The organism is Pseudomonas artemisiae (assembly GCF_057128685.1).
The window spans coordinates 55346-77187 of sequence record NZ_JBSKHS010000018.1; the positions used below are offsets into that span (position 1 = coordinate 55346).

At 58.5% G+C, this 21842-nt stretch carries 23 protein-coding genes and 1 other RNA gene; 7 read left to right on the forward strand and 17 right to left on the reverse strand.

Annotated elements, in window-relative coordinates; all coding sequences use genetic code 11:
- Nucleotides 1-122 precede the first annotated feature (122 nt).
- The 4 genes from dapB to grpE all read right to left on the reverse strand — a co-directional run bounded on the left by dapB (nt 123) and on the right by grpE (nt 4877).
- Nucleotides 123-926 carry a 4-hydroxy-tetrahydrodipicolinate reductase gene (gene dapB, locus ACWKV4_RS17975; RefSeq protein ID WP_483833465.1) on the reverse strand — a complete coding sequence of 268 codons (804 nt, stop codon included), beginning with the start codon at nt 924-926 and terminating at the stop codon, nt 123-125.
- A gap of 25 nt (nt 927-951) precedes the next feature.
- Nucleotides 952-2076, reverse strand: a complete 1125-nt coding sequence (gene dnaJ / locus ACWKV4_RS17980) for a molecular chaperone DnaJ (RefSeq protein ID WP_483833466.1) — start codon at nt 2074-2076, stop codon at nt 952-954.
- Nucleotides 2077-2285: 209 nt separating this feature from the next.
- Entirely contained in the window at nt 2286-4205 is a 1920-nt protein-coding gene (gene dnaK, locus ACWKV4_RS17985; RefSeq protein ID WP_483833467.1) for a molecular chaperone DnaK, read from the reverse strand.
- Nucleotides 4206-4310: 105 nt separating this feature from the next.
- Nucleotides 4311-4877, reverse strand: coding sequence for a nucleotide exchange factor GrpE (gene grpE, locus ACWKV4_RS17990; protein WP_483833468.1), 567 nt, complete (start codon nt 4875-4877; stop codon nt 4311-4313).
- 210 nt (nt 4878-5087) lie between these two features.
- On the opposite strand from grpE, the gene recN reads away from it, so the two are divergent.
- A complete protein-coding gene (recN, locus tag ACWKV4_RS17995) occupies nt 5088-6761 on the forward strand; it encodes a DNA repair protein RecN (RefSeq protein WP_483833469.1) in 1674 nt (557 codons plus the stop codon).
- 101 nt (nt 6762-6862) lie between these two features.
- Here the strand turns inward: recN and fur are convergent, their stop codons facing one another.
- On the reverse strand, nt 6863-7267 hold the full coding sequence (fur, locus tag ACWKV4_RS18000; protein ID WP_483833470.1) for a ferric iron uptake transcriptional regulator: 405 nt from the start codon (nt 7265-7267) through the stop codon (nt 6863-6865).
- Nucleotides 7268-7364: 97 nt separating this feature from the next.
- Here fur and ACWKV4_RS18005 point away from each other — a divergent pair, with 97 nt between their 5' ends.
- Nucleotides 7365-7892, forward strand: a complete 528-nt coding sequence (locus tag ACWKV4_RS18005) for an outer membrane protein assembly factor BamE (RefSeq protein WP_483833471.1) — start codon at nt 7365-7367, stop codon at nt 7890-7892.
- Between the two features lie 86 nt (nt 7893-7978).
- On the opposite strand, the gene ACWKV4_RS18010 is transcribed toward ACWKV4_RS18005, so the two are convergent.
- Together ACWKV4_RS18010 and ACWKV4_RS18015 are read right to left on the reverse strand one after the other, a co-directional pair.
- Complete coding sequence (locus ACWKV4_RS18010) at nt 7979-8413, reverse strand: type II toxin-antitoxin system RatA family toxin (RefSeq protein ID WP_483833472.1); 435 nt, start codon at nt 8411-8413, stop codon at nt 7979-7981.
- Nucleotides 8414-8420: 7 nt separating this feature from the next.
- Nucleotides 8421-9824: a sodium-dependent transporter gene (locus ACWKV4_RS18015; protein WP_483833473.1), complete on the reverse strand. Its 1404-nt coding sequence runs from the start codon at nt 9822-9824 to the stop codon at nt 8421-8423.
- A gap of 133 nt (nt 9825-9957) precedes the next feature.
- On the opposite strand from ACWKV4_RS18015, the gene smpB reads away from it, so the two are divergent.
- From smpB to ACWKV4_RS18040, 5 genes are all read left to right on the forward strand, one after another.
- Nucleotides 9958-10443 (forward strand): SsrA-binding protein SmpB, encoded by a 486-nt coding sequence (smpB, locus tag ACWKV4_RS18020; protein WP_483833474.1) that lies wholly within the window; start codon nt 9958-9960, stop codon nt 10441-10443.
- Between the two features lie 251 nt (nt 10444-10694).
- Entirely contained in the window at nt 10695-10982 is a 288-nt protein-coding gene (locus tag ACWKV4_RS18025; protein WP_483833475.1) for a hypothetical protein, read from the forward strand.
- An 81-nt stretch (nt 10983-11063) separates the two neighbouring features.
- Nucleotides 11064-11463: a transfer-messenger RNA gene (gene ssrA, locus ACWKV4_RS18030) on the forward strand.
- A gap of 196 nt (nt 11464-11659) precedes the next feature.
- Nucleotides 11660-12583: a hypothetical protein gene (locus ACWKV4_RS18035; RefSeq protein WP_483833476.1), complete on the forward strand. Its 924-nt coding sequence runs from the start codon at nt 11660-11662 to the stop codon at nt 12581-12583.
- Nucleotides 12584-12593: 10 nt separating this feature from the next.
- Nucleotides 12594-13211, forward strand: a complete 618-nt coding sequence (locus tag ACWKV4_RS18040; protein WP_483833477.1) for a hypothetical protein — start codon at nt 12594-12596, stop codon at nt 13209-13211.
- A gap of 308 nt (nt 13212-13519) precedes the next feature.
- Here ACWKV4_RS18040 and ACWKV4_RS18045 read toward each other — a convergent pair whose 3' ends face one another.
- The 10 genes from ACWKV4_RS18045 to ACWKV4_RS18090 form a co-directional block, all read right to left on the reverse strand.
- Complete coding sequence (locus tag ACWKV4_RS18045; RefSeq protein ID WP_483833478.1) at nt 13520-14287, reverse strand: DNA adenine methylase; 768 nt, start codon at nt 14285-14287, stop codon at nt 13520-13522.
- Nucleotides 14288-14478: 191 nt separating this feature from the next.
- Nucleotides 14479-15726 (reverse strand): SGNH/GDSL hydrolase family protein, encoded by a 1248-nt coding sequence (locus ACWKV4_RS18050; RefSeq protein WP_483833479.1) that lies wholly within the window; start codon nt 15724-15726, stop codon nt 14479-14481.
- Nucleotides 15723-15938, reverse strand: coding sequence for a hypothetical protein (locus ACWKV4_RS18055; RefSeq protein WP_483833480.1), 216 nt, complete (start codon nt 15936-15938; stop codon nt 15723-15725). The genes ACWKV4_RS18050 and ACWKV4_RS18055 overlap by 4 nt, the downstream gene beginning before the upstream one ends.
- 50 nt (nt 15939-15988) lie before the next feature.
- Nucleotides 15989-16579 (reverse strand): hypothetical protein, encoded by a 591-nt coding sequence (locus tag ACWKV4_RS18060; RefSeq protein WP_483833481.1) that lies wholly within the window; start codon nt 16577-16579, stop codon nt 15989-15991.
- A complete protein-coding gene (locus tag ACWKV4_RS18065) occupies nt 16576-17094 on the reverse strand; it encodes a glycoside hydrolase family 108 protein (protein ID WP_483833482.1) in 519 nt (172 codons plus the stop codon). Before ACWKV4_RS18065 ends, ACWKV4_RS18060 begins: the two co-directional genes overlap by 4 nt.
- Nucleotides 17095-17152: 58 nt before the next feature.
- Complete coding sequence (locus ACWKV4_RS18070) at nt 17153-17524, reverse strand: hypothetical protein (RefSeq protein ID WP_483833483.1); 372 nt, start codon at nt 17522-17524, stop codon at nt 17153-17155.
- A 2-nt stretch (nt 17525-17526) separates the two neighbouring features.
- Nucleotides 17527-18288, reverse strand: coding sequence for a hypothetical protein (locus tag ACWKV4_RS18075; protein ID WP_483833484.1), 762 nt, complete (start codon nt 18286-18288; stop codon nt 17527-17529).
- 23 nt (nt 18289-18311) lie between these two features.
- Nucleotides 18312-19001 carry a hypothetical protein gene (locus tag ACWKV4_RS18080; protein ID WP_483833485.1) on the reverse strand — a complete coding sequence of 230 codons (690 nt, stop codon included), beginning with the start codon at nt 18999-19001 and terminating at the stop codon, nt 18312-18314.
- Nucleotides 19002-19271, reverse strand: coding sequence for a hypothetical protein (locus tag ACWKV4_RS18085; RefSeq protein WP_483833486.1), 270 nt, complete (start codon nt 19269-19271; stop codon nt 19002-19004).
- A 2-nt stretch (nt 19272-19273) separates the two neighbouring features.
- Nucleotides 19274-21842, reverse strand: a 2569-nt coding sequence (locus ACWKV4_RS18090) for a TipJ family phage tail tip protein (protein WP_483833487.1), incomplete at its 5' end; no start/stop codon positions are given.

Here is a 21842-nt window from a genome sequence, read left to right on the forward strand (position 1 = left end):
GGTGAAACTAGCAGAACGACTAGGTCTGCCCATCACAGGTACTGCTGCTATGAGACCAGAAGCTCACTGCAAGCGAAAGCCTGGGAATGGCCACGAGGCATTCCCAGTCACGCTCTACCAGCTCAACGCAAGTCCAGCACATCCTGCATGTCGTAAAGCCCCGGCGCGCGGCCATCCAGCCATAGGGCAGCACGTACCGCGCCCTTGGCGAAGGTCATGCGGCTGGAGGCTTTGTGGGTGATTTCCACCCGCTCGCCTTCGGCGGCAAAGAGCACGGTATGGTCGCCTACAACATCCCCTGCCCTTACGGTGGCAAAGCCAATGCTCTGCCGGTCACGGGCGCCGGTTTGCCCTTCGCGGCCGTACACAGCGACTTTCTCCAGGTCACGGCCCAGCGCGCTGGCAACCACTTCGCCCATGCGCAAGGCCGTGCCCGAGGGCGCGTCTACCTTGTGGCGGTGGTGGGCTTCCATAATCTCGATATCTACGTCATCACCCAATACACGCGCAGCGGTATCGAGCAACTTCAGGCAGAGATTGACCCCAACGCTGAAGTTGGCCGCGAACACGATAGGGATGTCCTTGGCGGCTTCAGCGAGGCGTTCTTTTTCCTCGGGGCTGAAACCGGTAGTACCAATGATCATCGCCTTGCCCGCCTTGCGGCAGAAAGCCAGGTTCTTCAGCGTCACCGAGGGGTGAGTGAAGTCGATCAGCACATCGAACTCATCCGCCACCCTGGCCAGGTCGCCTGACAGCGGCACGCCGATCCGCCCCAGCGCGGCCAATTCGCCCGCATCAGCACCTACCAAGGTGCTGTCCGAGCGATCAATGGCAGCGGTCAGGCCGGCACCGGGGGTTTGCTGCACCGCTTCGACCAGGGTTTTCCCCATACGGCCGGCGGCGCCCATTACAGCTATACGTCGCATCTGTGAACCCTTTTGATCGCTGCCTTCACAAGTCGCCGAAGAAGCGCTTCATACCTTCGAACCAGCCACTGGCCTTGGGCGAATGGGTAGTATTGCCTTCCAATGAAGCCCGGAACTCTTCCAACAGCTCGCGCTGGCGGCGGTCCAGGTTGACCGGGGTTTCCACCGCCACACGGCAGAGCAGGTCGCCCGGCGCGCCACCGCGAACCGGCGCCACGCCCTTGCCACGCAGGCGGAACTGCTTGCCGGTTTGAGTGCCATCCGGGATTTTCAACTTGACCCGGCCATCCAGGGTAGGTACTTCAAGCTCACCACCCAAGGCGGCGTCCGTGAAGCTGATCGGCACCTCACAGTAGAGGTTCTTGCCGTCGCGCTGGAAGATCGAGTGCTCGCGTACGTTGATAACCACATACAGGTCACCGGTAGGGCCACCCTGTGCACCCGCTTCGCCTTCGCCCGACAAGCGAATACGATCACCGGTGTCCACCCCTGGCGGTACCTTGACCGATAGGGTTTTGAATTCTTCTACGCGGCCTTCGCCGTGGCAGGCCTCGCAGGGGTCGGAAATAATCTTGCCCTGGCCATGGCAGCGCGGGCAGGTTTGCTGCACCGAGAAGAAGCCCTGCTGCATCCGCACCTGGCCGATACCGGCGCAGGTTGGGCAAGTGACGGGCGAGGAACCCTTCTTGGCCCCATTGCCGTCGCACACCTTGCAATTGACCAGGGTTGGCACGCGGATGCTGACCGTAGTGCCACGCACGGCTTCCTCCAGGTCCAGCTCCAGGGTGTAGCGCAGGTCGCTACCCCGTTGAGCACCACCTCGACCACCAGCCCGCCCGCCGCTACCGAAGAAGTCGCTAAAGACGTCACCGAAGATGTCGGAGAAGTTAGCGCCACCGAAGCCCGGGCCCCCACCCATTTGTGGGTCTACACCGGCGTGGCCGTACTGGTCGTACGCGGCGCGCTTGCTCGCGTCGGACAGTACTTCATAGGCCTCGTTGGCCTCCTTGAAGCTTTCTTCCGAGGCTTTGTCTCCGGGGTTACGGTCCGGGTGATGTTTCATCGCCAGGCGGCGATAGGCCTTCTTCAGGTCAGCTTCGCTCGCGCCTCGCTCGACCCCAAGTACCTCGTAGTAATCACGCTTAGCCATATGCTTCTTTTACATCCTGAATAAAATTCGACGCACCGGCCAGCGATGCCTCGCGCGCTGCAGCCAGGGGCCAACTGGAACACCCAGCGAACCGGGTGCTTGAAATTCCTGTACTCCAGACATGCCAACGCGGGAGCCAAGGCTCCCGCGCGGCGACATGCTACCAGTCACCACGCATACGCAGGGCACCGGCCGATCACAAGCAGTACTTACTTGTTGTCTTTCACTTCTTCGAACTCAGCATCGACCACGTCGTCGTGCTTCTTCGGCTCTTCGCCAGCAGGCTGCTGGGCAGCGCCTTCCGGAGCACCCGCGTCCGCGTACATCTTCTGGGCAACCGGCGCGGTGATCTTGGACAGCTCCTCGACGCGAGCGTCGATGGCAGCCTTGTCATCACCCTTCACAGCCACTTCCAGCGCAGACACCGCGGCTTCAATGGCAGTCTTCTCTTCGGCGGTAACTTTGTCGCCCGCTTCGCTGACCATCTTGCGAGTCGAGTGTACCAGTGCGTCACCCTGGTTACGGGCAGCGGCCAGTTCTTCGAACTTGCGGTCTTCTTCCGAGTTGGCCTCGGCATCACGGATCATCTGCTGGATTTCTTCATCCGACAGGCCCGAGTTGGCCTTGATCACGATGGACTGCTGCTTGCCGGTGGCCTTGTCCTTGGCGCCTACGTGCAGAATGCCGTTGGCGTCGATGTCGAAGGTCACTTCGATCTGAGGCACGCCACGTGGTGCTGGCGGGATTTCACTCAGGTCAAACTTACCCAACGACTTGTTCTGGCCAGCCTGCTTACGCTCGCCCTGCAGCACGTGAATGGTCACAGCGCTCTGGTTGTCGTCAGCGGTGGAGAAGGTCTGCGACTTCTTGGTCGGGATTGTGGTGTTCTTCTCGATCAAAGGCGTCATTACGCCGCCCATGGTTTCAATACCAAGGGTCAGCGGGCTCACGTCCAGCAGCAGTACGTCTTTCACGTCACCGGCCAGTACGGCGCCCTGAATGGCGGCACCCATGGCAACGGCTTCGTCCGGGTTGACGTCTTTGCGCGCTTCTTTACCGAAGAAATCGCTAACGGCCTTCTGAACCAGTGGCATACGGGTTTGCCCGCCCACCAGGATCACGTCGTTGATGGAACCGGCGTCGATACCCGCATCCTTGAGTGCGATACGGCAAGGCTCGATGGTGCGCTGAACCAGGTCCTCAACCAACGCTTCGAGCTTGGCGCGGGAGATTTTCACGTTCAAGTGCTTTGGCCCGGTGGCGTCGGCGGTGATGTATGGCAGGTTCACGTCGGTGGACTGCGAAGACGACAGCTCGATCTTGGCCTTCTCAGCGGCTTCTTTCAGACGCTGCATGGCCAGGGGATCGCCCTTGAGGTTCATGCCGCTTTCTTTCTTGAATTCGTCTACCAGGTAGTCGATCAAACGGATGTCGAAGTCTTCACCCCCGAGGAAGGTGTCACCGTTGGTGGCCAACACTTCAAACTGGTGCTCGCCATCGACTTCCGCGATTTCAATGACGGACACGTCGAAGGTACCGCCACCCAAGTCATAAACAATGACGGTGTGGTCGCCGCGTGCTTTGTCCATACCGTACGCCAAGGCGGCGGCGGTAGGCTCGTTGATGATGCGTTTTACGTCCAGGCCCGCGATACGGCCGGCGTCCTTGGTCGCCTGGCGCTGGCTATCGTTGAAGTAGGCCGGCACGGTGATAACCGCTTCGGTGACCGCTTCGCCCAAATAGTCTTCGGCGGTCTTTTTCATCTTCTTCAGCACTTCGGCCGAGATTTGTGGCGGTGCCATTTTCTGGCCGTTCACTTCGACCCACGCGTCACCGTTGTCCGCCTTGGCGATCTGGTACGGGACCATCTTGATGTCTTTTTGAACGACTTCTTCTTCGAACTTACGGCCGATCAGGCGCTTTACCGCATACAGGGTGTTGTGTGGGTTGGTGACCGCCTGACGCTTGGCGGACTGGCCAACCAGGATCTCGCCGTCGTTGGCGTACGCGATGATCGAAGGGGTGGTACGTGCGCCTTCGGCGTTTTCGATAACCTTGGCTTTGCCATTTTCCAGCACGGAGACGCAGGAGTTGGTAGTCCCCAGGTCAATACCGATAATCTTGCCCATGTATGAAACTCTCCTGAAACTTTGAATTAGGTTGCCGCGCCAGTGGTGGCTGTACGCGGTAGCACTCGAACGCTTGCAAACTAAATGGGGGCCGCTTTAAGGATTTCAAGCCTTTTCGTCGATCGACGGCGAGGCTGGCGCGGCGGGCTTGCTGACCACCACCATGGCGGGGCGCAGCAGGCGGCTATTGAGCTGATAACCCTTCTGGAACACCTTGAGCACGGTGTTGGGCTCCACATCGCTGCTTTCCTGCATGGCCATGGCCTGGTGATGCTCGGCGTTGAAGGGCTCACCATGGGGGTCGACCGCTTCTACGCCATACCGCTTGAGGGTATCGCCGAACATTTTGAGGGTCAGCTGCATGCCTTCGCGCATTGGGCGCAGGGCTTCGTCGTCGGCATTGGTTACTTCCAGGCCGCGCTCGAGGCTGTCGATGATCGGCAACAGGTCGTTGGCGAATTTCTCCAGCGCGAACTTGTGGGCTTTTTCCACATCCTGTTCGGCGCGACGACGGATGTTTTGCACATCGGCGGCAACCCGCAAGGATTGGTCCTTGGCAGCGGCCAATTGCTCTTCAAGGGCCTGGATTTGCGCGGCAAGGTCTTCGCCGTTGGCTTCTGGCGCCGGGGTGAGTTCCGGGTTCTGTTCGTCCAGAGTCTTGTCTTCAGCCATGGGGTTCTCCTTTGGATACGTCGGCGAGCACTCGCTCGCGCATGCTTGCCCCGGTATATGGGGCCTTCCGCGCTCGCTTCAAGGCACCGGCATGGCAAATTTCACTTCCTTGAAGCGTAACGGCGGTGCATTCGGCCGACACTTGGCATTGTCAGCCCTACCCAAAGCACTGTATAAATAACCAGACCTTTCATTTCGGGGATCGTGACCATGCTGGTGCACCTGTCCGTTCATAACTACGCCATCGTCGAACATCTAGACCTAGAGCTGGAACACGGCATGAGCGTGATCACCGGCGAAACCGGCGCGGGCAAGTCGATCATGCTCGACGCGCTGGGCCTGGCCTTGGGCGACCGTGCCGACAGCGGCGTAGTGCGCCCAGGCGCGGACAAGGCCGACATTCTGGCAACCTTCGACGTGGCTGACATCCCCGACGCCCGTGCCTGGCTGGCCGAGCGAGACCTGGACAAAGACCACCACTGCATTCTGCGCCGGGTGATCACCAGCGAAGGCCGTTCCAGGGCGTACATCAACGGCGCGCCCAGCCCTTTGGGAGACTTAAAGGCACTGGGCGAGCTGCTGATCGATATCCACGGCCAGCACGAGCATCAGTCCTTGCTGAAACCGGATACGCATCGCCGCCTGCTGGACGAGTTCGCCGGCGCCGCCGATTTGGCCCGCCAGGTAAACATGGCCGCACAGCGCTGGCGGCAAACCCGTCAGGAAATCCACCGGCTGTCGAGCACCAGCGAGGAGCAGCGCGCGCGCCATCAGTTGCTTAGCTATCAGCTCGAAGAATTGGAAAACCTGGGCCTGGGCGAGAACGAGTTGGAAGAGCTCGAAGAAGCCCAAAAGAACCTGGCCAACGCCGAAGGCTTGTTCGCCACCAGCCGCCAGGTCGTGGAGCAATGCTCCGAAGGCGATTCGGGCAACATTCTCGATGCACTAAGCGCTTGCCTTAACCGGCTGTCGTCGGTCGCCAATCCGCCACGGGCACTGCAAGAAGCGGCCAACATGCTCTCCAGCGCACAGATCCAGGTCGAAGAAGCCGTCGGCGAGCTTAATCGCTTTGTGGATAATTTCGAGGCCGACCCTGCCCGCTTGCAATTGATCGAAGAGCGACTGGACACCATCTATACCCTGGCCCGCAAGCACCGCGTGCAGCCTGGTGAAGTGGCTGCCTTGCAGCAGAAACTGTTCGATGAAGTCGAAAGCCTGGCCGCTTGCGATGAGTCCATCGAGCGCTTGGAAGGCGAGCTGGCCTCATTCGCGCGCCATTACCAGCACAAAGCCGATGAGCTGAGCGCCCTGCGTAGCGAAGCGGCCAAGCGTTTGGAAACTGCCGTAGAAGAAGAAATCCACCGCCTGGGCATGCCCGGTGGCCGGTTCCGCATCGAGCTCAAGCTACACGCCAGCAACGACCTGCACCCCCATGGGCAGGAAAGCGTGGAGCTGATGGTCAGCGCCAATCCCGGCCAGCCCATCAAGTCGTTGGCCAAGGTAGCCTCCGGCGGCGAGCTGTCCCGTATAAGCCTGGCCATCCAGGTGATCACCGCGCAAACCTCGCGCACCCCTACCTTGGTATTCGACGAGGTGGACGTGGGTATCGGCGGCCCGACCGCAGAGATCGTCGGCCAATTACTGCGCAAGCTCGGCGAACGCGGGCAGGTACTCACGGTCACCCACTTGCCTCAAGTGGCCGCCCAAGGCCATCACCACCTGTTCGTACACAAGCTTCGGGGCAGCGATGAAACCCGTACGGCAGTGCGCACGCTCGCAAAAGCTGAGCGCATTGAAGAAGTGGCCCGCATGTTGGGCGGCGTGGACCTGACCAAGGAGTCCCTGGCACACGCTCGCAAAATGGTGGTAAGCGCTAAAGGCTGATTACTGGGCTAGCCGGCCTGTAGGGTCGGCTTGATCCGCGCACTAATATTGAGAAACGAAAACCCGCCATCCTGCGGGTTTTTGCGTATTTACAGCCGTGGTTATTTTGGCCGACGGACGTACAACACCAGATTGTGATCCACCAAATCGAAGCCATGCTCGATCACGATCTCCTTTTGCCGCTTTTCAATTTCACTGTCGAAAAACTCGATAACCTCGCCCGAGTCCACGTCCACCATGTGGTCGTGGTGCCCGCCGTCGGCGAGCTCGAACACTGCGTGGCCGCCATCGAAATTATGGCGGACCACCAGGCCAGCCGCCTCGAACTGGGTCAGTACTCGGTAAACAGTGGCAAGCCCTACGTCTTCACCCGCCTCCATGAGGGCCTTGTACACGTCCTCGGCGCTCATGTGGCGCTGCTCGGCCGAGTCAAGCATTTGCAGGATCTTGACCCGTGGTAGGGTCACCTTCAGACCTGCTTTTCGTAGTTCGTTGTTTTCAACCATGGTCAGCTTTCTCGCCGATGCTGCTTCGCAGCTTCAGTCAATGCGGGTATGATCGGGGCTTTGTTGACCCAGCCAAGATAGTGGAAGTCGCCCACCGATGCAAAACACCAAGCACTTGCTTACCAGCCTCACGTTCGTGGGCCTGCTCGCACTCGCCGGTTGTTCATTCCCCGGGGTTTATAAGATCGACATCCAGCAGGGCAATGTCGTCACGCAGGACATGATAGACCAGTTGAGGCCTGGAATGACCCGGCGGCAAGTGCGGTTTATCATGGGTAACCCCATGCTCGTGGATACGTTCCACCCCAATCGTTGGGACTACCTCTACAGCATGCAGCAAGGCGGCGCTCGCCGACAGCAAGAACGCGTGAGTGTTTTCTTCAACGAGCAGGACCAACTGGCCAGCCTGTCCGGGGACTTCATGCCAGGCGTTAGCCGTGATGACGCCATCATGGGCAGGGACAACACCGCAACACCCGCGGACCCAACCACGCCAGCGCAGCCGCAGCAACCGGAAACCCCTGCTCAACCAGGCTCGCTGTTGGACCAGATCCAGCGTGACGTGGACCAGGCCAAACCGGTACCGGTACCCAGCCCCGAGCCGATCCAAAGCTCCCCGCAGTAAGTTCGCGGCGCATGAAAAACCTGGGCTAGCCCAGGTTTTTTTATATCTGACCTCCGGCCGTAGGAGCCAGCAAAGCTGGCGAGCCCTTATCCATACAACTGCTTAGCCCGCTGGCAAAACGCATCCACCAGCGTATTGGCGGCCTGATTGAACAGCGGCCCCAAGGTCGCGCGGATCAGCGGGCCGTCGTAGTCGAAGGCTAGGTCCAGGCTGATCTTGCAGGCCTTCTCCCCTAGCGGCTTGAACACCCACACCCCATTGAGTTGAGTGAATGGCCCTTCCTCCAGGTTCATCTCCATTCGCTCGCCTGGCACCAAGGTATTGCGAGTCACCATGCGCTGGCTCAGGCCGCCCTTGGCCACCTCTAGGCTGGCACGCATAAAGCCTTCGCCTGTTTCCAGAATACGCGTGGATGAACACCACGGAAGAAACTCAGGGTACCGAGCAACGTCGTTGACCAGGTCGTACAGCGCCTTGGCGGGGTACGGAAGAAGGGCGGAACGTTGAATATGGGTTGTCATGAACGCGTCACTTCCAAAGCTGAGCGGCAAATACGATGAGGATGCCGCACGGCGCCACATAGCGCATCAAAAAGAAGGTGAGTTCGAACAGCGCCGGATTGCGCATCGACAGCTCATTACGAACGGCCTCACGCCCCATCACCCACCCGGCGAACACCACGAAGCACAAGCCACCCAGCGGCAGCATGATCCTGGACGTGAAGAAATCGATCACGCCAAAGAAGTCCAACCCGGCCTGGGCACCCCATTGATAGAGGTGAAAGCCCAAGTCATCGTTCACGAAAAATTTCGCCTGCTTCCAGATGTTGAACGAAAACACCGTGCCCAGCCCGAACAACCAGCAGGCAAATGCCAGCAGCGCGGAGACCATAGGGCGAGAGAGCTTCTTGCGTTCCACCATATAGGCCACCATGGGCTCAAGCAAGGAAATGGCCGAGCTCCAGGCCGCCACACCCACCAGAATAAAGAACACCACACCCATCAACTGCCCGAACGGCACGCTACCGAACGCAAACGGCAGGGTCACGAACATCAGGCCCGGCCCTTCCCCAGGGTTCAGCCCCGCGGCGAACACGATAGGGAACAACGCCACGCCCGCCAGCAAAGACACGAAGGTGTCCAGCAAGGCCACGGATACGATGGTGCCAGTAATAGACGCGCTTTTCGGCATATAGGCGCCGTAGATCATGATCGACCCCACGCCCACGCTTAACGAAAAGAACGCATGGCCCATGGCCGGCAGCAGGCCGTCGAGCACTTTGCTGGCGTCGAAATCGAACATAAAGTGCAGGCCATCCATAAAATGGCCCGTGGTCATGCTGTACCCCAGCAGAATAAGCAGCAGCAGGAACAGCAAGGGCATCATGATTCGCAGGCTGCGCTCCAACCCGCCGACCACGCCTTTGGCGATGACCACCGCCGAGGTGAACATAAATACGCTGTGCCAGAAGATCAGGCGCAGCGGGTCGCTGATCACATTGCCGAAGTAAGCACCCACCTGGTCGGCGGTTACGCCTTCGAAATCCCCTTTGGCCATGTCCAGAATGTAATCGAAGGACCACCCCCCTACTACGCTATAAAACGAGAGGATCAGCAACGCCGTGAGCATGCCGGCGAAGGCGGCCCAGGACCACGCCGCCGGCTGGCCCGCCTCCCCCGCCAGCGACGCCAGAGCATTCGCCGGGCTTTGCCGGGCACGACGGCCTATCAGGGTTTCAGCCAGCATGACGGGCACCCCAATCAGCGCAATACACGCCAGGAACACCAGCACAAAGGCGCCGCCGCCGTACACGCCAACCATGTAAGGGAATTTCCAGATACTGCCCAGCCCGACCGCGGAACCTGTGGCCGCGAGGATAAAGACCCACCGGCTTGCCCAGCTTCCATGGACGGATACCTTTTCATTCGACATCCGCGTACTGCCTGCATGCAAAAAAGAGCGGGCATTGTCCGGGATTAACCGCAGCGGCTCAACCTGCCCCGCGCTGCTGAAACAAATCGCAACCGTAGCCGCCGCGCGAACTTGCCCCTATAATGCGCGCCCTATGGCTAAGCAAAAGAAGCACCCTACGGGGACAATCGCGCTAAACAAGAAAGCGCGACACGATTATTTCATCGAGCAACGCCTTGAAGCGGGGTTGGTGCTCGCCGGCTGGGAAGTGAAAAGCCTGCGCGCGGGCAAGGCGCAGCTGGTAGACAGCTACGTGCTGCTCAAAGACGGCGAAGCCTGGCTGTTCGGCGCCCACTTCACGCCGCTCAATACGGCCAGCACCCATGTGATTGCGGACCCTACCCGCACCCGCAAGCTGCTTCTGAACAAGAAAGAGCTTGAGCGCCTGCATGCGTCTGTTCAGCAAAAGGGCTATGCCGCGGTGTGCACCGCCCTTTACTGGAGCAAGCACCTGATCAAGTGCGAAATCGCACTGGGTAAAGGCAAGAAGGAATACGACAAGCGCGACACCGAGCGCGAACGTGATTCCCATCGCGAGATCCAGCGCGCCGTACGCAACAAAGGCAAAGGCGACGATTAGTCGCCTTCACTGTAGGAGCCAGCAAAGCTGGCGAACTCGCCCTGCTTGCAACACCCGCTAACAAACTTTGCCTCAAAAGAGTGCGAACGGGCCGCCATCGCCGTTCAACCATCACTCCGTTAATTCGCGCACAAAAAAATAGAAACTGCTGGCACTTTGCGCAGTCCATGAAGTAACCCCGCCCACGCGGGCACAGCGGGCGCGTTGGCACCTGGCCAATGAGCGTGCTTACACTTCAAGGAGAATTGCCCATGACTCGTTTCGCCCTCCCCGCCCTGGCCTTCTGCGCAACCGCCTTCCTCGCCGCACCCAGCTTCGCCGCCGAGGACCTGTGCGCCGCCAACCTGCAGAAAATCAAAGACACCATGACCACTACTGTGGCGACCAACCCTTCGCTGGGTAAGACCCTGCAAGGCGAGATCGACGCAGCCAAAGCCGAACACGCCAAAGGTGACGAAAAAGCCTGCGTAGCCCGCACTGGCAAGATCATCACCCAGCTGGACAACTACACCAAGAAAGGCGGCGCGGCCGGTAACTGAGGCCAACCTGGGCACACGCAGGTGACGCGGGTGCCGCAATAGGGTATGCTACGCACACCTGTTGCCACTGGCAGCAGGTCTGGGGCCGATCAGGATTCGACGCCGGTGATGAAACTCTAGGTGCATGCCGAGTTGGTAACAGAACTCGTAAATCCACTGTTGCAACTTTTATAGTTGCCAATGACGATACCTACGGCCAGGAATTCGCACTCGCCGCTTAATTGCGACGACTAGAACCTGAGCTTCTGGTTACTTCGGTACCAGCAGTCGCTAGGGGATGCCTGTAAACCCGAACCGACTGTCAGATAGAACAGGATCGCCGCCTAGTACGTCGTGGACGACGTGGCTAAAACTTACACGACTCGCCCAAAGCACCCTGCCCCTCGGGCGGCCGCGGGTTAACTTAGTAGAACGGGCTAAGCATGTAGTACCGACAGCGGAGTACTGGCGGACGGGGGTTCAAATCCCCCCGGCTCCACCAAACAAGCATTACAAATCAAGCACTTAGCTCAAGCAGCAAGTGCTTTTTTTGTGCCTTTTGGGATGCTTTTGGCTCCATAATGGCAGCTTAATGACAGCTACAGAGAGAGGCCGCGATGCATGGAGCACGAGGTTAATACGTCGTACTCATCTAGCAGAGCCCTGAATATCATAAGGTGGAAGGGAAGGACTGAAGGATGTTGTCACTAAATTCGCGGTTGGTAATTTTCTATGGTATGTCGATCGCCCCGATTCCCGCTGGTGGACCAAAGCCTGATATTGATCAATGCATGATGGCTTTGAAAACAAAATTCAAAAAGGGTGAGCTTTTCCAGCTGGTTGATGACGACTCTGCAAGTATCCGGGTAGCAGACATCAAGGTTGACTTAAATAGTCGACTAGCAGTGATATTGTTTCAATACGCGGATAAGAAAGTAGCCGACCCAGTCTTTAGTGACCTTGAGTCTGGTAAGCTGAGGCAAGAATCTAAGCTAAAGGGCGAAGGCGTAGCAATATCTGCCCATGCGCTTATCTCTCTCAACCCAACTAAAAACGGCGGGAGCGAATTCAAGCTACTACTTGAGGATGTTCCTGGGATAGGGAAAACAAAGATTGAAAAATTTCTCCGATCATTTTTCAAGCTGCTGCTTTCAAGCACATATAAAGATAAGAGCCTGGCTAAAGATATTATAACTTATCCGACTGTATCCTTATCAGCATTCGCAAGCAAAACCCTTAGAGAAGACCTTATCGCCGGGCAACTAAGTTTTGTTGAGCTTTCGAAAGAGTTCCCAATAATGGAACTTGATGAATTGCCTGAAACAGCTACAATTGTAAGCACAATAAGAGTAAAAGCTAAAAATAAACCTCAAGGATCACAAGCTATAGGGCTCATTAACAAGATTAAAAATTATGGCAAAAATCATCGATTCGATGATGTAAAAGTTGTATTTAAAAGATCGAATGACAAGCAGAAAACTGTTAACTTCAAAAGCTTACGTGAAGACGCAGGAGATATTTGCTTTGGGAAGGTAGAGGAAGTCGAAGTAAGTCACAATTTAGAACAGTGCATCAGCACTATCGACAGCAAACTTCTAAAGAAAATGAAGTCATTGCTGTGAGGATTCTAGCATGGAAAAATCTCTAAATCGGCTTTTTAAACCCCTCTCATACCTGAAAATAAGGCGAGATGACAAGCTATTTGAGGAAGTCATAATACCATTTATCCTCACAATTTTTACGCTTGGGGTAATTTATTTAGCCGGAGAAAAATTCTCAATATTTGGCTCCCCTGGGCTTATCAACTCAATTGTCTCCTATCTTCAGCTATTGAGTGGCTTTTATATTACTGCTTTAGCTGCAGTAGCCACATTTAATCGGGAGGGCATGGATGATCCGATGATCGGAGACCCGCCAACTTTAGAAACAAATAATTCTCTCGAGCCTGAAAAACTTTCAAGGCGAAGATTCTTATGTTTCCTTTTTGGGTACCTAGCTCTAGGAGCTCTACTACTATACATTGGCGGAACGATACTTACGCTAGCTGCACCAATAATAAAAGCTAGGCTCGATCCTTCAACAATCCTGATTTTGCGATGGACCATCTCGTCCGTTTATATTTTTTGCACATTCAACATTCTCATAACCAGCTTACTAGGAATGTATTACTTAACTGATCGGCTTCATAGGTCCCCTCCTGTAGCAGGAGTTCCCGAAAATAAGATTGAGTATGAATCGGATGATTTATGAATAAAATTTCCCAGCCCGCCCGTGATCTTTACTTAGAACAGACTGGAGATACTGATGACGCAGAACCTGATTAGTTGGAAGGAAAAATGGGAGATCGCCGAAGAATTAGTAGTCTGCCGTTGCTGTAATGCACATCAAAGACCAGCAGCGGCGCATCGCTCTTTTAAGGACCGGAAGGATGTGCCGCAGCGATCCAGGCAGAGCAAATGCCCTGGAGGGACCTAGCGGCCTTGCTAAGGCAAGAGAAACTCAATCAGCTCAAGACCGGAATCATCCAGCCTTCATAGCCGTGAGCATGCAGCTCCATTTCACCAGTTCATCACGACGAGCTCCCCGGTAACCTTTGCCTTGGCCTGGCGCATGTTCGTATTGCTGTAGCGGATGCTCAGCTCTTCAAGGCGGAACCCAGCAAACACCTCACGGATGTCCCGGTGGTCATTGATGCTGACCATGACCTTGCCCTGAGACCGCCTCATGAAGTCGGCCATCAGTTCGTATTGGTCCAGGCCGAAGCTGCTTCCGTAGCCCCGAGTCCCCCAATACGGCGGGTCCATGTAATGAAAGGTATGCGGCCGATCATAGCGCTCAGCGCACTGCAGCCATGGCAGGTTCTCGACGTAGGTACCAGCCAGGCGTTGCCAGGCAGCAGAAAGACTTTCTTCGATACGCATCAGGTTGATGGCGCGAGCGGTTGTAGCAGTACCAAAAGTCTGCCCGGTTGTGAGGCCACCGAACGCGTGGTGCTGAAGGTAAAAGAAGCGCGCGGCCCGCTGGATATCAGTAAGCGTTTCCGGGCGGGTCATCTTCTGCCATTCGAAGAGCTGGCGGGAGGTGAGCGCCCATTTGAATTGCCTGATGAATTCTTCCAGGTGGTGCTGAACCACACGGTAGAGGCAGACGAGATCACCATTGATGTCGTTGAGCACCTCTACTTTGGCAGGCTCAGGACGTTTGAAATAGAGCGCAGCGCCGCCGGCGAAGACCTCGACGTAGCACTCATGAGGTGGGAACAGCGCAAAAAGGGAATTTGCTAAGCGGCGTTTGCCGCCCATCCAGGGAACGATTGGGTTGGTCATTGCAAGCCTTTACCTGTATGGATAGACAGTATAGCCTTGCCTCGCTTCGTGCACGGAGCGGGGGTCTTGGCCGGACTTGCAGGAGTGCTCTGCGGGTTTGGCGGCTTAAGAGGATGCGTCAACATCCAATTGAGTCGCCCCTTCTACTCACTTTTACTTCTGTTGCCGGTGCTGGAGGGGGGTTGAGCTGGTCAAACTTTCCGATGGCCAAACTGGCTGACCTTCACTGTCGATGCCTGGGCAATGCCGGTGGCCAAGTAGAGCCCCATACGACAAGTGACCGTCGTTTCGGTTAGGTCGGCGGTGTGACGTTGGGTTTCGAGCGTTCCCTTCCAGCTGGCCGGCAGGGTGAAGGGCTCCTGGTACTTGTCCATCGAGCGGTAATAAAGCGTGGTTGCCGTGCCGTTCACCGGCTTGTTGATGATCATCTCCGCTTCCCAGCCCAGGATGCCGCGGCTACTGCCGACGATCTCCGCCATCGACACCATTTCCAGCACGTCGGCCACGGCCAGGTTGATGGTCGGCACGTTTGTAGCCGGCTGCACGTAGATATAGCCACCGGTACCGGTCATGGCACCCGACAGCTCAATGCACTGGGCTTCGCCGAAGGCGGCCTGTTCCTTGTACCACCTGGTGGTGATGCCAGCCAGGTTAGAGCCCGTGGCCTTGTAGCCGTCGGCCAGGACCGAGCCAGCGACCGCGTTTACAGAGGCGTTGAGCGTGCCAGCCGTGCCAAGCATCAGCGGGTTGGCGTTCAGGCAGCCGAACGGGCGGATCGCTGAGTACAAGTCAGCAGCATCTGTGGGCAGTGGCACCCCGGAGAACTCGAAGTTAGCGTTGATCACCGGCACGACTCGGGACTGAATGAAGTCCGACCCCAGTAGGTTCGGATGCAGGTCATCCACTGTCATAGCTTGGGTGAAGCCGTCCCAGATGTTCACCACCGGCACGAATTGCCTGACGTAGCCCAGTACCCAGTCCTTATAGGCGATGGCTTCTTCCAAGGCGGTACCGGTCAGGGCCTTCGCACCAAAGCGCGGCGTACCCGTTCCGACAATGAGGTACTTGCCCGGGATATTCTCAAAGGTGGTGATGGCTTTCATCACGTTGGCCTTTGAGTCAGCCAGGGTCATGCCCGGGGTGGTGCTGTCGTTCGTGCGAGAAAGCATCAGCCATAGATCCGCCGTAGCCGAGGCGATCGAGGCCGGCAGTCGCGCCATCATCTGCCCGGTGTGGTCGCCGACCTTGCCCTGATTGTCCCGCCAGTCTGGGAATAATCCCGTCTTCGCCGCAATGGCTCCGGCATAGCCATAGGCCTCGGTGCCCCAGGCCGTGGCCGCTATGGTGTGGCAGTTGGCGCTGAAGCTGTCGCCCAGCAGGCCCAGGCCGCGGCGAATCCTGATTTTCTGTTTCGGCGCTCCGCCGATGATTAGGCTCACTTGACCACCTCATAAGCGGCGCCGCCTGTGGGGGTAAAGCGGGTGGGCGAATTGCCCAGGTCGAGGCGCCAGGCGCCGTCTACCGAAAAGGTATCGGACACGACCCAATCGGCGCCCACCTGCTTCTCTACAGCCACGCCCCCGCCATTGGCCTTCACCGCCAGGGTGTGGAAGCCGTAGCTGTACTTCATGATGAATTGATCGGTACGCATTATGCGGCCCTTCTGTGCGGGTTATGGTCGATGTGCGCTTGGCACGCGGGTTATTTGTTCGAGCGGGTGACAGTGCCCGGGGCCACCGCAAACTCGGTGATCGCCGCATTTTGCTTCTGCGATTCTTTGGTCATGCCGAACCAGAAGCCCATGACCTGCTTGAGCTCCCCAAACCACAGCCCAATGACGGTGCCCACGGTGAGGCTCGCCGTGGGGTCGGTCAGGATTTCTTTGTTCCAGCCCATGAACACGGCGGCGATGATCAGCAGGGTACCCAGCAGGATCAGGCCGGTGACCACCGGACGCACAATGTCGCGAGGTTGCGCAGCGGCCAGCTTGCGGGCGCTGTCCCTGTCGGCAGCCTCGGCGGCGTACTGTAGGCCCTCGGCCTGAAGCCGGTTGTTCTCGGCGGTGACCGCGAGCTGCTGGAGCTGCACCTTGGCGTTCGTCTGCAGTTCCTGGACCTTCACCATTGCATCGGGGTTGGTGGCCAGGATGGCGCTGACCGCATCAGGGTCGTTGGTAACATTGAGGGCGCTCGATACCAGGGCACCCACCGCCGCGCCCGCAGGCCCGCCGAGCAATGTCCCGAGGGTGGGGGCGGCGGCGCCGATGATTCGGCCTACATCTGACCAGTTCATGAGTCCACCGCCCCGTATTGAAGGTTACCGGCCACCCGGTTGGTCCAGCCCCTGCCATAGGTGGACCAGGTCGAAAGCTTGGTGATGAACAGCAAGCGCTCAGCGTTCAACAGCATGACCGCGTCGGTGACGCTCATGGCTTTTACGGCGGCGATGGTGATCTTGCCCACCTGGCCGTCATCAGCCACACCCGCGGCGCGCTGAAGCATCCGGATGGCGTTACCGTTGCCATTGTTCACGGCGATATCGAACAGTTGGTAGGCAAGCGCAGCCGGGTACTGGTCAGCCTGGGCGCGGTCCCAGAAGTCGCGTTTGTAGATGGCCTTGGCCTGATCCACCGTCAGGTTGACGATATCCAGGTCGGGATAGCTCATAGCCGAGATACCGTATTTGGTACCGTTTAGCTGTCCCTGGCCGATCACGCCCGAGGTCCAGTTGCCGCGGTCCTTCGGGTCAGCCGTGAACAGGCCCTCATGGCCGATCACCCTTTCAAATGCCAGATCGAATCCGGTCATGTCTTTCTCCAGGCATAAAAAAACCCGCTCGATGGCGGGGCTCTGTTGGCAGCGATGGTTACCCTTCGGCGGGTGGCTCAGCCGATGGCGGCTGTCCTTCTGCCTTGGGCATTTCTACCGGCGCTGGATCGGGCACCAGAATGTGCAGCGTGATCATGTGCTTCAGGTCATACGGCACGCCGCCCTTCGTTACGGTGACGGTCAGCACGCCCTCGGCGAAGTCGGTCTCCACGTCCGCGCGGTTGTCCACCTGGTTGACGGCATAGCCCCAGCCTTCATCCTCCGGCGGGAACGGCACCATGCCCAGGCAGCCGGTGATTTGGTAAATCCCCTTAGAGACCCGCGTCGACGTAACGGCGGTATCGCCCTGCGTCACAAAGTCATAAGTCTTGCCGGTCGCGCCCAGCACGTTGATTGCCGCTCTTGTCATGGTCAGATCGCCTTCAGCGTGCCGTCAGCTGCACGGGTGGTGTTGCCGGTGTGGTAAATGGTGTTGAAGCCACCGCCGGGCTGCGTGCCCGAGTAGTCGCCGGAGCGGAAACCGATGATTCCCCCGGGTGACGTGCCCATGTACAACTGCGCGCCAAGAAAGCCCGTGCCTGGAAAAGCCAAGTTCAGGCACACCCCGTAAGCGAACGGCCGGTATTGGGTAGCGTCAGCAATAGCCCCGAAGCTCGTTTCCCATACGTTCATTGAAGGCATGATCGAGGTATTGCCGACATCCTCTCGCTTGCCGATACCGAACGCGGGCACAGCAAGAACCTGACCCGACCTGTTACCGAGATTCGCTGTTGCAGCGGAGCCTAGACCCAAACCGTCCCTGGCCGTCGCCGGTGTCGTGCCGCCAGTGCCGCCCTTCGCGACTGGCAAAACGTCGTAGTTACCAGTCGTGCCCAGTGCCGCCAGTTGGGTGCCGAACTGATTGACCAGTGCCCGCAGCGCGTCCGCCGACGCCTTGACGTAGCCCTGCATGGGCGCCAGGGCGCAGGTGCCAGCGGTCACGGTCGGGCCGAGGTACGCCGGCAGGATCGATAGCACCGTATCGCTGGCAATGTTGGCGACTTCGTACCAGCGGCCGTCCGGCCCTAGGAAGGCATCGCCTACGCGCGCGTTGGCCGCGAAGCCGGTGTTTGTGCCCGTGACGGTGGGCGAATTTTGGGTGCACGAAACCGTGCCTGATCGAAGCCAAGGCATTGAGGATTCCCTAATTGCGGATGCTAGAAGTTGGTTATGTCTATGGCCAGGGCGAGCCCGTCCTGGATTACGCGGCTGTACGTGCGCCCGTCGGTGCGAGTGCCCCCCTCCGTGGTGATGGTCTTCTCCAACAGCGAGGCGCCCGACCGGTAGAAGGTCGAGATGCCACCGAAATAGATCACGGTCTCACGGTCCGCAGGGTCGCGCAGCAGCGCGGTCGCCTGGAAAGGCACCATGCACTGCGCCAACCCATAAACCCTGTTGGGGTCCAGGTCGGTGGCCACCGTGCCATTGCGCGCCGGCCCAGTCCGGTAGAAGCCCTTTACGCGCAGGTACTTCATGTTGCTATCGAAGACGAGCTGCCCCGAGGCGTTGAATAGCTGGAGGATTCCTCCAGCGTTCCCTATCGCGGACGGCACAGTGAAAATGCTGTAGTTCACCGTACGCCCGTAGAAGGTCTGGGCGAAGATCACTCCGAAGGAGAAGGTGTTGCCCGAGCGTGACGTCGCCGAGTGGACGACCCAGGCGTCGGTCAGGTCCAGCGCGAAGATCGGTACATCGCCATTGGATGTGTAGGTAACCGTCAGAAAGTCCGATTGCTGACTGGGACGGTTCCGTGCGAGGGTGATGGTGCCCCGTGCTGCAAGCACCGCGTTACTGTAGCTGTCGTCTATAAGGACAGTGCCGGACGTATTGATGACCTCGATCGGCATTCAGTAGACCCCGTAGATGAGGGTGCAAGGGTATTTCGGCGCCGTCCAAGACAACGTGTTGCCCGATACCGTGACCTTGGGATAGTCCTCCCAGTCGCTGTATGGGTTGGACTCGGGTATTAGCATGTAGAACATGGTGCCACTGGAAAACCCGGCGCTGTATGCCGAGCCGGACGCGGTTATGCGCTGGGTCCCCAGTATCTTGGTGATGCGCGACGAAAGATCCAGCTGAAGTGACCCGTCGGCGTTGTAAAGCTCGAATACCGGCATGGTCAGACCTCGATCCTGATACGCAGGGTGCCGTTGGCGTCGTAGTAGCGGTCTCCTGTGCTGGTTTGTGTTCTGCGACCGCTTCCACCGACGCCATTGTTCTCAAGTTCTCCAGTAGCCAGGTTAAGTCTGTAGCCGGCCTTTCCTGCCTGGTAGTTGAGCGACTGAAGCACGCCAATCTTGGCCGCAGTGATGGTGCCGTCGCCAATGAAAGCCTGGGCGATGAACACCTGGCCGTTTTGGACCACGAATGGCGTGAAGGGCGTGCCGCCAGCAGTAGTCCCCACTACCGCAAACCGATCCGCAGACACTAAGAACTGGCTCTGTAGGCCTGCGCCAGTGTTCTCGATGCCCAGACCAATGCCCGCCGCTACATACTGGCCATTGGCGTTTACTTGCATCTTCACCGCCCACATGGTGGACAGCTTGCCATCGGTGTTTCCCTGGGCGGTTGAAACCTGCTGAATCGCGGCGGTGTTCTGCTGCGTGGCGTTGGTGTTGCTTGCCACCGAAACCTGCACAGTCTCTACGGACTTAGCAAGGGCCTGGTCCTGGCTTGCCCTAGTCACCACCTCTTTGGAGTACGCCGCCTGGGTGTCCCACATCTTCAGCGCATCGCTAAGGTCCCCTTCCCCATTATCAGCGCGATAAGCCGCACGCAGGGTTTGCACGGCGCCTGCTTCGGCTCGGGTGGCGTCAATGTCGGCAGTGTTCTTTTGGACTTGCTGAGCGAGCCCATTGGCCGCCTGGATCGACTGGCCAACGTCCAACCAGTAGGCAGCATTCGGCGGCGGTGCCTGCTTCGGCACGGCTTTCGTGGCCTGGTAGATCCGACCGTCCTGCACAACCATATCGCCAGGATTATAGGCTTCGTCCGGCTTGTACGCGCTCAGGCCATCTAGTGCCGCGACCTGATCCTTGATGCTGTCAATTTCCTCGTTGAGCTCCTTGCTCAATTCAGTCCTACCAATATCCCCGGCGATATACGAGAGAACCTCACCCCCCTCAGAACTGGATTGTCCCATCACCCACTTGGTCCATGGCCCGTTATTGCCGCTACGGTCCCCCAGGCGCGCCCGGAAGAATCGGGTGACACCCGCAGCCATGCCGGACTTCAGGTAGGTTTGTGCGGGGTAGGAGATCAGCCCGAGCTGGGTGGCATTGGCGCCGTCAGAGGCTGCGGATTCCTGCACCTCGGTATAGAGCGTGTCTTCCGCCCCTGGCGGAAATGCCCAGCTCAGGCGAATGCCAAACACTTCTGAGGCCGCGATGAAGGCGGCCAGGGCCGGAGGCTCCCCGGTCTTACCGTAAAGTATGGTCGGTTCCGAGTAGGCCCACAGCGAAGTGGAATTGCCGACGCCCACAGCGCATACCCGGGCGGTGTAGGTGCCGGTGTAGATTCCGGATACCTCAATGGAGGCCGTGTATGTCACCCCGGCATAAATCCAGTCGCCCGAGTTGCGCTTCCACCAAACGTTGTAGCTGTTGGCGCCCCTGGCCGCGTCCCAGGTGACGCGCATGGTGGCGACTGTCAGGCCCTGCTTTACCGCGTCGAACGTACTGAGCGCAACGTTGGCGGGCTTAGCCTGCATTGCGCTGGGCAGCGTAGTGGTGGGCAACGTGACAATCTGCGCGCCGCTGTCGATGGCCGCAAACTTGCTGGCGTTGTGCTGCACCGCTACCAGGTCGTACTGCAGCTTGTCGTCGCCGAAGTTCTCGACCACGGTAAGAATGCGGTAAGTCTCCGGCACCACCTCTGCCGTTTCCACTGCATAGATGGATTCGGCCAGCGGTACTTGGTCGAAGGCCTTGGTGACTGTTAGGGTCCGGCCCTTCACCGTCCGGATGATGCGGGTGTGCGCCTTGCCGTTGGGCTGGATCACTACCAGCGTATCGCCTGCGGCAACGGTGAGATCATCGTCGACCACCACGCTGCTGGCGGTCGCGCTCTTTATGCGCCCGCCGATAGGCCGGCCGGCATGGTTCTGGTCCGCTATCCGTACGATCTGCCCAGGGCGAGCAATCACGCCGTCCAGGCCCACGCTGAAGCTGATGGTGTCGGTCTCAAGCTGGTTAGTCAGCAGCGTGTAATGCCCCAGGCGCTGTGCCTGGCCCTGCGACACGCAGCCAAAAGCGGTGAGCTCGGTTTCGCGGATACCGTACCGCGCGACGGACTTTTGATTCTGGACGTACTCGACCTTTTGCTCGCCGAAGTTATCCCTGTTGGTCCAGGCAACCTTGGCCACGCTGTACCGGGTCGAGCCGGATGAGCCGGCGCGGGAGAATTTGCCGTCGATCACGTTGGCATTGGTGTAGGTGTACACCGGGTCGCTGGGCATATCAGCCGAAACGGTCACTTCACTGCTCGCGTAGTAGGCCATGCCGCGGAAGATGCTGGCGATATCCTGAAGCACGGTGAGCGCGTCGTTGCGCGATTGCAGGTACAGGTTGCAGGTGAACCGCGGCTCGGTACTGCCTTTCCCATCTTCCACGGGCTCATCGCAGTACCGGGCGATCTGGTACAGCGCCCATTTATCGACCTGCCCATCGCTGATAAAGCGGCCCAGCCCG